The 10771-nt window shown below is 69.9% G+C and carries 8 protein-coding genes; 2 read left to right on the top strand and 6 right to left on the bottom strand.

From position 1 onward, the window contains the following. Positions 1–38 precede the first annotated feature (38 nt). From RM1_RS25520 to RM1_RS25495, 6 genes are all read right to left on the bottom strand, one after another. Positions 39–1208 (bottom strand): lipid-transfer protein, encoded by a 1170-nt coding sequence (locus RM1_RS25520; RefSeq protein WP_072754397.1) that lies wholly within the window; start codon positions 1206–1208, stop codon positions 39–41. After that, complete coding sequence (locus RM1_RS25515; protein ID WP_027502878.1) at positions 1205–1615, bottom strand: MaoC family dehydratase; 411 nt, start codon at positions 1613–1615, stop codon at positions 1205–1207. The genes RM1_RS25520 and RM1_RS25515 overlap by 4 nt, the downstream gene beginning before the upstream one ends. Next, complete coding sequence (locus RM1_RS25510) at positions 1615–2640, bottom strand: bifunctional MaoC family dehydratase N-terminal/OB-fold nucleic acid binding domain-containing protein (RefSeq protein ID WP_072754396.1); 1026 nt, start codon at positions 2638–2640, stop codon at positions 1615–1617. Before RM1_RS25510 ends, RM1_RS25515 begins: the two co-directional genes overlap by 1 nt. Further along, positions 2637–3797, bottom strand: coding sequence for an acyl-CoA dehydrogenase family protein (locus RM1_RS25505; RefSeq protein WP_072754395.1), 1161 nt, complete (start codon positions 3795–3797; stop codon positions 2637–2639). The genes RM1_RS25510 and RM1_RS25505 overlap by 4 nt, the downstream gene beginning before the upstream one ends. Then, entirely contained in the window at positions 3782–4846 is a 1065-nt protein-coding gene (locus RM1_RS25500) for an acyl-CoA dehydrogenase family protein (protein ID WP_072754398.1), read from the bottom strand. Before RM1_RS25500 ends, RM1_RS25505 begins: the two co-directional genes overlap by 16 nt. A gap of 126 nt (positions 4847–4972) precedes the next feature. Beyond that, entirely contained in the window at positions 4973–7123 is a 2151-nt protein-coding gene (locus RM1_RS25495) for an acyl-CoA dehydrogenase family protein (RefSeq protein WP_072754394.1), read from the bottom strand. 129 nt (positions 7124–7252) lie between these two features. Here RM1_RS25495 and kstR point away from each other — a divergent pair, with 129 nt between their 5' ends. Both kstR and otsB read left to right on the top strand, forming a co-directional pair. Next, a complete protein-coding gene (gene kstR, locus RM1_RS25490; RefSeq protein WP_072754393.1) occupies positions 7253–7915 on the top strand; it encodes a cholesterol catabolism transcriptional regulator KstR in 663 nt (220 codons plus the stop codon). A 14-nt stretch (positions 7916–7929) separates the two neighbouring features. Continuing rightward, positions 7930–10470 (top strand): trehalose-phosphatase, encoded by a 2541-nt coding sequence (gene otsB / locus RM1_RS25485; protein ID WP_072754392.1) that lies wholly within the window; start codon positions 7930–7932, stop codon positions 10468–10470. Positions 10471–10771: the final 301 nt, after the last annotated feature.

The raw sequence follows: 10771 nt of genomic DNA, 5'->3' as shown, positions 1-10771 counted from the left end.
CCTAGCACTCGTCAACCGCGCACGGGCGCCGAAGGCGCCTACGCCGTGAGGACCAGCCCCGAGGTCGGCACGCCGGTGCCTGCCGTCACGAGGACGTTCTGCACGTCCGGAACCTGGTTCACCGAGGTACCGCGGATCTGGCGGACACCCTCGGCGATGCCGTTCATGCCGTGGATGTAGCCCTCGCCCAACTGCCCACCGTGCGTGTTCAGCGGCAGCCGCCCACCCAGCTCGATGGCGCCGTCGGCGATGAAGTCCTTGGCCTCGCCGCGGCCGCAGAAGCCGAGCTCCTCGAGCTGCATCAGCACGTACGGGGTGAAGTGGTCGTAGAGCACCGCGGTCTGCATGTCCTGCGGACGCAGCCCCGACTGGGCCCACAGCTGGTCGCCGACCAGCCCCATCTCCGGCAGACCGCTCAGGCCGTCCCGGTAGTAGCTGGTCATGATGTACTGATCGGCCCCACTGCCCTGCGCCGCGGCGGCGATGATCGCCGGCGTGTTGGGCAGGTCCTTCGCCCGCTCCGGGGAGGTCACGACGATGGCGATGCCGCCGTCGGTCTCCTGGCAGCAGTCCAGCAGGTGCAGCGGCTCGGCGATCCACCGCGAGGCCTGGTGCTCCTCGATCGTGATCGGCTTGCCGTAGAAGAAGGCGTTCGGATTGGTCGCCGCGTGCTTGCGGTCCGCCACCGCAACCGCCCCGAAATCCCGGCTGGTGGCGCCGTACACGTGCATGTAGCGCTGGGCGATCATCGCGACGAACGACGCAGGCGTGCTGAGCCCGTGCGGGTACGAGAAGGCGTTGTCGGTGCCGGAGGAGTTCACCTGCTGCACCAGCGCCGAGTTGACCTGCCCGAAGCGCATTCCCGAGCGCTCGTTGAACGCGCGGTACGCGACCACCACGTCCGCGACGCCGGTGGCCACCGCCATCGCTGCCTGCTGGATGGTGGCGCAGGCTGCGCCGCCGCCGTAGTGGATCCGGCTGAAGAACTTCAGGTTCGGGATACCGACCGAACGGGCCACGGCCACTTCGGTGTTGGTGTCCATGGTGAACGAGGTCAGGCCGTCCACGTCGGACGGCTTCAGGCCCGCGTCGTCGAGCGCGGCCTGCACCGCCTCGGCGGCGAGGCGCAGCTCGCTGCGCCCCGAGTCCTTCGAGAAGTCGGTGGCGCCGATGCCGACGATCGCGGCCTTGCCGGACAGCTCGCTCACTGGGCTGCTCCATCCATCACGAGGGTGACCGTCGACTTGATGTGGTCACCGAGGCTGTCCTTGCCGACGATGTCGAGGGTGACGAGGCCGTCCTCCACCGAGGAGACGGCACCGGTGAGGGTCAGCGTGTCGTAGGCGTACCAGGGCACACCGAGCCGCAGCTTGATCGACTTGATCACCGCGCGCGGGCCGGCCCAGTCGGTGACGTACCGCTGCACCAGCCCGGTGTCGGTGAGGATGTTGACGAAGATGTCCTTCGAGCCGCGCTGCTGCGCCTTGTCCCGGTCGTGGTGGACATCCTGGAAGTCCCTGGTGGCCAACGCCGTCGACACGATGAAGGTCGGGTCGCCGTGGATGGACAGGGCGGGCAGGGTCTCCCCCACTGTCGCTGTCAGGGTCGAGCTCATCACTGCTCCTTCGCGGGACGCCACGCGTACAGCGTCCAGGGCTGTTGTCCGGTCTCGTCGTCGCCGGGCAGGTCGAGGAACTCCACCTGCACCGGCATCCCGATCGTGACCTCGCTCGGATCGACGCCGCGCAGCTCGCCGAGCATCCGCACGCCCTCCGCGAGTTCCACGAGCGCGACGACGAACGGCAGCGAACGACCCGGCACCTTCGGCGCGTGGTGCACGACGTAGCTGAAGACGGCGCCGAGCCCCGAGGCCACGACGTAGTCCGTCCGCTCCGACTTGTCCTTCCAGATCGCAGGCACCGGCGGGTGCTGCAGCGAACCGTCCGGACGCTGCTGCAGACGCAGCTCGTGGGCGGCGACGCCCTCCCAGAAGAACTCGGTGTCGCGGGACTGCGAGGGACGCAGCATCCGGGTCGGGTCGAGATCGTCGAGCGACTCGCCCAGGCTCGACGACGCGGCTCCCGCGGGAGCGGCCGCCTCCTTCGCCGGGGGCGCGAACTTCAGGATCCGGAAGAGCATCTCGGCGACGACCTCGTCGCCGACCTTCCAGAAGTTCCTGGTGGTGAAGAACCAGCCCTCGCCCAGCCCCGTCTTCTTCGGTCCCACAACGTCTTCGAGGACCGACTCGATGGTCACCTCTTCGCCCGGCCGGACGTAGCGGTGGTAGGTCTGGTCGCAGTTCGTCGCGACCACCGAGGTGTAGCCGGCCTCGTCGAGGATCTCCGTCATCCGGCCGAGCGGATCGTCTTCCTCGCGCACGGCGCCGAGCCCACGCATCGTCCAGACCTGCGCCATGGCGGGCGGTGCGACGATGCCGCCATGTCCCGCCGCGACGGCGGCGTCCTCGTCGACGTAGATGGGGTTCTCGTCGCCGATCGCCTCCACCCAGTTACGGATCATCGGCATGTTGATCGGGTCGCGGCCGGCGCGGGCCTTGCTGGCGCCGCCCGCCCTCACCCGCTCGGCTGCCGCGAGGATCGATGCTTCCTTGTCGCTCACTGAAACCTCCGTCGCGGTCATCGGGGCACCTTCGGCAGGCCGAGGCCGGCCATCGCGATGAGCTCGCGCATGACCTCGTTGACGCCGCCACCGAAGGTGATCACCACGTTCCGCTTGACCTGCACGTCCAGCCAGTGCATCAGCTTCGCGGTCTCCGGGTCACCGGGGTCGCCGTGCGCGCCGATGATCTCGTCTGCGATCCGGCCGACACGCTGGATACGCTCGGTGGCAAAGACCTTCGTCGCCGACGCGTCCGCGATGTCCACGTCGCCGGTGGCCGCGGCCACCTGCCAGTTGAGGAGCTCGTTGAGCCGGTAGGTCGCGTGGATCTCGCCGAGGCCGCGCTGCACGTCCGGTTCGGAGAGCAGGTCCCGCTTGGCCGCCCACTCGTGCACCTTCTCGTACAGGCCCGCGACACGGCCGGCCGGTCCGAGCATGACGCGCTCGTGGTTGAGCTGGGTGGTGATCAGCCGCCAGCCCTTGTTCTCCTCCCCGACCAGCATGCTCGCGGGCACGCGGACGTCGGAGTAGTAGGTGGCGTTGACGTGGTGCGCGCCGTCGGCGGTGATGATCGGGGTCCACGTGAAACCGGGATCCTTGGTGTCCACGATCAGGATCGAGATGCCGCGGTGACGGGAGTCCGCGTCGCCGGTGCGCACGGCGAGCCAGATGTAGTCGGCGTCGTGGCCACCGGTGGTGAAGATCTTCTGACCGTTGACCGTGTAATACCCGGTGGCCTCGTCCCCTGTCCTCACCGCGGTGGTCCGCAGCGCGGCCAGGTCGGTGCCCGCGTCCGGCTCGGAGTACCCGATCGCGAAGTGCACCTCGCCCGCGAGGATCGCGGGCAGGAACTTGCGCTTCTGCTCCTCGGTTCCGTAGGTCTGCAGCGTCGGGCCGACGGTCTGCAGGGTGACCGAGGGCAGCGGAACATCCGCCCGCACAGCCTCGTTCACGAAGATCTGCTGTTCGATCTCGCCGAAGCCACGGCCGCCGAACTCGACCGGCCAGCCGACGCCGAGCCAGCCGTCCTTGCCCATCCGGCGAATGACCTCACGGTAGGTGGGGCCGTGCCGCTCGGTGAGCATGGTCTCGGCCTCCTCCGGGGAGATCAGGCCGGCGAAGTATCGGCGCAGTTCCGCCTGCAGCTCACGCTGTTCGGGTGTCAGATCGATGAACACCGGGCCCCCACGAGGTCGAGTCGAGATGAGGCGCCGCCGACGAGGCGGGCCAGGTCTTTGGCAATGGAGAAGTAGCGGTGCATCGGGTACGTCACGTCCACACCCAGCCCGCCGTGCAGGTGGTGCAGCGTGCGCATCGCGGCGGGCACCTCGGCCGCGATCCAGTAGGCCAGCACCTCGAGGTCGTCATCCGCCTCGAGGCCCTCGGCCACCCGCCAGCCCGAGGCCAGCGCCGAGACGTGCAGGGTCCGCGAGGTGACGTAGACGTCGGCGATCTGCTGCGCCACGGCCTGGAAGGTCGCCAGGGGCTTGCCGAACTGCTCACGGGTGCGCAGGTGCTCGGCGGTCAGCGTGGTGGCGCCTGCGAGCAGTCCGTCCGCGTACGCGCCGATGCTCGCGAGCGCGATCCGGTACAGGGTGGCGTTGTCGCCGCCGAGGACCTCGGCGGCCGGGACCCGGACACCGTCGAGCCGCACCGAGAACTCGGGGCTGCCCGAGGACGAGGAGATCTCGGCCAGTGTGACGCCGGGGGCGTCGGGCGCGACGAGCACGACGCCCGCGTCGGTCGGCACCAGGATCCGGTAGGCGAGGTCGGCGAACGGAACGGCGACCTTCAGGCCGTTGACGACGACACCGTCACCGTCCGCGACCGCGGTGGTCGACGGCGACGACGGGAACGCCGCACCCGGCTCGTTCAGGGCCGCGGTGAGCACCCGGCCGGTCGCGACCTCGGCGAGGACCGCGTCCTGCTGCTCCTGCGTCCCCAGTGCGAGCACCGGGAGCAGGCCGAAACCGAGCGTCGCCAGCGCCGGCACCGGCGCGGCGCCGCGGCCGGTCTCGGTGAGCAGCGGCAGCACCTCGGGCAGGCCGAGGCCCGCGCCGCCGAGCCGCTCGGGCACGGCGAGCGAGAGCAGGTCGGCCTTCGCCATCGCCTCCCACAACGCTTGATTGAAGCCGCTGGTATCGGCGGGATCGGAGACCTCGCGGGCCAACAGCCCCACGACGATCTCCGCCACCGTTTCTTGTGTCTGATCCAGAGAGAAATCCACGCTGAACAATCCCGCCTACGAGTTAGAACCTGTTCTAGTTGTATCAGCTCCCCTGCCCGGGGACAACGGTTCGGGCCCGGCACGGGAGCAACGCTTCGCCCCCGTGCCGGGCACCACCAGCCGCAGCTAGTCCCGCGGCAGCCCGAGGATCCGCTCGGCGGCCACCGTCAGCAGGATCTGCTCGGTACCGCCCGCGATCGAGAGGCACCGGGTGTTCAGGAACTCCCGGGACAGCGGGCTCTCGACGGCGCCGCCCGGCCCGGACAGCTCGAGCGCGAACTCCGCGACCGCCTGGCGGTGCCGGACACCGACCAGCTTGCGCACGCTCGACTCGGGTCCGGGGTCCTGCCCGTCGAGCTGACGCAGGGTGGTGCGGTGCTCGAGCAGCGAGCCGACCATGGCCTCGCCGATGAGGAACCCGATCCGATCCGCGGTGACGGCGTTCGGGCCGCCGCGCCCGGCCAGCTCGAGCAGCTCCTCCATCGCCTTGCCGAGCGAGGAGCCGCCGCTCATCGCGACCCGCTCGTTGGCCAGCGTGGTGCGGGCCAGCTTCCACCCGCCGTTGACCTGCCCGACCACGCCGTCGTCCGGCACGAACACGTCGTCGAGGAAGACCTCGTTGAACAGCGCGTCACCGGTGATCTCGCGCAGCGGCGAGATGCGGATGCCCGCGCTGCGCATGTCGACCAGAAAATACGTGATGCCCTTGTGCTTGGGTGCGTCCTTGTCGGTGCGCGCCAGGCAGATCGCCCAATCCGCCTCCATGGCAAGCGAAGTCCACACCTTCTGGCCCTGAAGGCGCCAGCCGCCGTCGACCTTCTCGGCGGTGGTCCGCAGCGCGGCGAGGTCCGAGCCCGCACCCGGCTCGCTGAAGAGCTGGCACCAGATCACGTCGCCGCGCAGGGTCGGAACCGCGAAGCGCTCGATCTGTTCCGGCGTGCCGTGCTCGAGGATGGTCGGCACCGCCCACCAGCCGATCACCAGGTTCGGGGTCTCCAGCCCGGCACGCACCAGCTCCTCGCCGATCAGAATCTGTTCGGCCGCCTTCGCGGACTTGCCGTATGGCTCGGGCCAGTGCGGCGCGAGGTAGCCGGACTCGGCGAACGCGATCCGGCGCTCACCCTCGGGCAGCGCCGCGATGGACTCCAGCTCCGCGCGCACCTCGGGGCGCGAGGCCTCGAGGTCACCGAGGTCGACGGTCAGGTGCCTGCGGTCGCCGGCCTGGGTGAGCTCAGCGACCCGGGCCCGCCAGTACGCGCCGCCGCCGAGCAGCTGACGCAGGGAGAGGACGCGCCGCAGGTAGAAGTGCGCGTCGTGCTCCCAGGTGAAGCCGATGCCGCCGAGCACCTGGATGCAGTCCTTGGCGGTGTCGACCGCGGCGTCGAGTGCGACCGACGCGGCGACCGCGGCCGCGATGGGCAGTTCGGCGTCCGTCTCCGCCGCGACCGCGGCGTCCCACGCCACCGCCCGGGTCTGCTCCACCCGGCACAGCATCTCGGCACACAGGTGCTTGATGGCCTGGAACGAGCCGATCGGCTTGCCGAACTGCTCGCGAATCTTCGCGTACTCGACGGCGGTCCGCAGGCACCAGCCCGCCACACCCGCCGCCTCAGCGGCGACCAGTGTCGCGGCCAGGTCCCTGATCAGTCCCGGCCGCAGCCCGGCGACGATCCGGTCCGCGCTCACCCGGACACCCGCACAGGACACCCGGCCGAGCGGGGTGCTCACGTCGACGTTCTCCAACGCCTCGACGGTCAGTCCGTCCGCCTCGGCGTCGATCAGGCACCACACGGTGTCGTCGCCGCGCGCGGCCGCGAGCAGCACGCCGACTCCTGGCGCGCCGCCGAGCGCGAGCCCGGCCTCGCCGCGGAGCACGAGCCCGCCGTCACCGTCGGCCTCGGCGGCCACGACGCCGTCGACCACGACGCCGACCGGCAGGTTGCCCTCCGCGAGCTCGGGACCCCACTGCTTGGCCGCCGCCTCGCCGCTGCGTCCGACGACCAGCGCCGCGAGCGCGGTCGAGAGCACCGGGCCAGCGGCCAACGCCGCGGCCGCCTGCTCGAGCATCACCGCGAGGTCGACGATCTCGCCGTCCGCGCCGCCGACTTCCTCGGCCTGCGCGACGGAGAACAGGCCGAGGTCCGCGATGGCGGACCAGTGCGACCGCCACGAATCCGCCGGCCCCTGCCGTAGCGTCTCGATCGGGTTCGTCGCGCGGGCCCAGGCCTGAATCGATTCCTGGACGGCACGCTGCTCGTCTGTCGTGGCGATTGTCACAAGGGAGGCCAACCTTTCATTACTGACAAATTTGTCTAGAACGTGTTCTAATATGTGGGCCGGGTAAGAGTCAAGACCTGGCACGAACTGCACGAACTCAACTACTCGCCGATACCAAGGAATCTGTGGATGACCTCCTCATCTCGAACCCGTTCCGCGGCTAAGACCGCCTCGACCAACGGGGCCGTCTCGACGCTGACCGACGAGGATCTCAGTTCCAATGCGCAGCGGGAGCGTCGCAAGCGGATCCTCGACGCCACCCTGGCCCTCGCGTCCAAGGGCGGGTACGAGGCCGTGCAGATGCGAGCCGTCGCCGAGCGCGCCGATGTCGCGGTGGGAACCCTCTACCGCTACTTCCCGTCGAAGGTCCACCTCCTGGTGTCCTCGCTCGCCCGCGAGTTCGAGAAGATCGACTCGCGCAAGAAGTTGCCGCCCGGCGACACCCCGATCGAGCGCATGCACCTGATCCTCGGCCAGATCACCCGGGCGATGCAGCGCGATCCGCTGCTCACCGAGGCCATGACCCGTGCCTTCATGTTCGCCGACGCGTCCGCGGCCGCCGAGGTCGATCAGGTCGGAAAGCTGATGGACTCGCTGTTCGCCCGCGCGATGAGCGACGGCGAGCCGACCGAGGAGCAGTTGGCGATCGCCCGCGTCATCTCCGATGTGTGGCTCTCGAACCTGGTCGCGTGGCTCACCCGTCGCTCCTCCGCGACGGACGTCGCCAAGCGGCTGGAACTGACCGTCGAACTCCTTCTCGGCGGAGGTTACAAGGATCCGGGCGTCGCGTAAGTAGACTTTGCGCAGTGAGTGCGCAAGACCTACCCGTCGAGCTTCGCAGGCGTCTCGTATCAGTCGCGAGAACGCCTCGGCTCCTCGTGGCGTCGGACTACGACGGCACGATGGCCCCCATCGTCTCCGACCCCGCGAAGGCCTTCCCGCACGCCGAATCCGTGCGCGCCCTCCGGGCGTTGGCCAGCCTGCCCGCCACCATGTCGGCGGTGATCTCGGGCCGTGCGCTCCGGGACCTCGCGATGCTGTCCCGACTACCGGTCGAGGTGCAGCTGGTCGGCAGCCACGGCTCCGAATTCGACGTGGGCTTCGTGCACGAGATCGACGACGACGCCAAGCGATTGCTGCGCGAGGTCACCGAGGAACTGCAGGCCGTCGCCGCCGCTGGCCCGGGGGTCACCGTCGAGATCAAGCCCGCCAGCGCGGCCCTGCATGTCCGCAACGCCGCTCCCGAGATCGCCGAGGCGGCGCTGTCGCGGGTGCGCGGCGGGGCCGCCACCTGGAACGGCGTACAGGTCACCGAGGGCAAGGCCGTGATCGAACTCGCGGTCATCACCACCGACAAGGGCGAGGCACTCGACATCCTGCGGCACCGTGAGGGCGCCTCGGCCACCGTGTTCTTCGGCGACGACGTCACCGACGAGAAGGCGTTCAGCCGGCTCCAGGGACCGGATCTCGGCGTCAAGGTGGGCGATGGTGAGTCACTCGCCGAGTTCCGCGTGTCGAGCACCGAGGACGTCTCCGCTGCGCTGGCGTTCCTGCTCGAGGAGCGGCGCACCTGGCTCCACGGTGAAAGCGCCACCCCGATCGAGCGTCTCAGCATGCTGGCGAACCCGAGGACGGTCGCGCTGCTGACCCCGGATGCGACCCTCACCTGGCTCTGCCATCCGGAACCCGATTCCGCCGCGGTGTTCGCGCACCTGCTCGGCGGGGTCGGTGCCGGCCACTTCACGGTTGGCCCCCAGCGGGAGGCCCTGCCGCTGAGCCAGCGGTACGTCGACGGCACCATGACCGTCGAGACCCGTTGGGCGAGCCTGCAGGTCACCGACTACCTGCCCCACGACGTCGACCAGGGCCGCACCGACCTCACCCGGGTGATCACCGGTCAGGCCAAGGCCGTGGTGACCTTCGCGCCGCGTCCCGAGTTCGGACAGGTCCAGGTGCATCTCGAGCAGGAGGCCGACGGCCTGCGCGTGTACGGCACCACCGATCCGGCCGTGCTGCGCTCCCCCGGCGTCGAGTGGGAGATCACCAGCGACGGTATCCAGCAGAGCGCGCGCGCCGTCGTCGACCCGTCGCAAGGACCGATCGTCCTCGAACTGCGCTGCGGCACCACGGAACTCGGTCCGACCGCCACGCCGGAATCGGAGCGCAGGTCGCTGGCCGAGTCGTACTGGAGCGAATGGGCCGACGGTCTGACCCTGCCCGCCCGCAAGCGCGGGCTGATGAAGCGCTCGGCCCTGACGCTGCGCGGGCTCGTGCACGCCGATTCCGGATCCATCCTGGCCGCGGCCACCACCTCGCTGCCCGAGGAGATCGGTGGCGTCCGTAACTGGGACTACCGCTACTGCTGGCTCCGGGACGCGTCGCTGACCGCGTCGGCGCTGGTCTCGCTCGGCTCGCTCGGCGAGGCCGAGGCCTTCCTGGAGTGGGTGCACGGCGTGCTCGAGACGCTGCCCGGCCCCGAGCGCCTGCACCCGCTGTACACGATCTACGGCGCCAACCTGCCGCCCGAGGCAGTGCTCGACTCTCTTCCCGGATACTCGGGCTCACGGCCGGTGCGGGTCGGCAACGCCGCGAACTCGCAGGTGCAGCTCGACGTCTTCGGCCCCATCGTCGACCTGATCTCGCATCTCGCCGAGGCCCGCGAGAAGGCGGGCCTGACGAACGTGCTCACCGACGCCGACTGGAACCTGGTGCAGGCCATGGTCTCCGCAGTCGAGCGCCGCTGGGCCGAACCCGACAACGGCATCTGGGAGATCCGCGGGAACCCGCGGCACCACGTGTACTCGAAGGTCATGTGCTGGGTCACCGTGGACAGGGCCCTGACCCTGGCCGAGCGTTACGGCAGGCAGTCCGGCCCCGGATGGACGGCGCTGCGGGCAGAGATCGCGGACGAGGTCAAGGATCGCGGTTGGAGCGATCGTGCGCTCTCGTACACAGCTGCCTACGACGGCACCGACCTGGACGCGGCTACGCTGCACATCGGGCTCTCCGGCCTCATCGACCCGACCGATCCGCGGTTCATCGCGACGGTCCGGGCCACCGAGGCGGAGTTGCGCAGCGGCTCGACCGTCTACCGCTACCACCACGACGACGGCCTGCCCGGCGGCGAGGGTGGATTCCACCTGTGCGCGGCCTGGTTGATCGAGGCCTACCTGCTGATCGGGGAACGCGCGGACGCCGAGGCTCTGTTCGCGCAGTTGGTCGATGCGGCAGGACCCACCGGGCTGCTCGCCGAGGAGTACGACCCCGTCGCCGAGCGCTCGCTCGGCAACCACCCGCAGGCCTACAGCCATCTCGGGCTGCTTCGCTGCGCCCACCTGTTGAGCTGATCCCGCTGTTCTGAGCTCACCCGGCCGTCGACTCGACCGCCGGGTGGTGGCGTCGAGTGTGCAGTTGTCGGGGCGTCGCCCGAATGGGGACGCCAGCAAGTGCGCACTCGGCCGGCCCGCGGGTGGTGTCGAGTGTGCAGTTGGCGGGGCATCGGCCGGGTGGGGAGGTCGGTGGGTGCACACTCGGCCGGCCGGCCCGCGGCTCGCGGGTGCGGGGGGTGCGTATGTTCTTGCCCCGGATATGCGAAATGCCTCGCATCGCAGTCTCTTTCAAGACTGTGATGCGAGGCATTCGCAATTT

The sequence above is a fragment of the Rhodococcus maanshanensis NBRC 100610 genome, from assembly GCF_001894865.1.
Classification (GTDB): Bacteria; Actinomycetota; Actinomycetes; order Mycobacteriales; family Mycobacteriaceae; genus Rhodococcus_G; species Rhodococcus_G maanshanensis.
The sequence above is the reverse complement of the archived record's forward strand: the minus strand, read 5'-3'. Positions and strand labels throughout refer to the sequence as shown.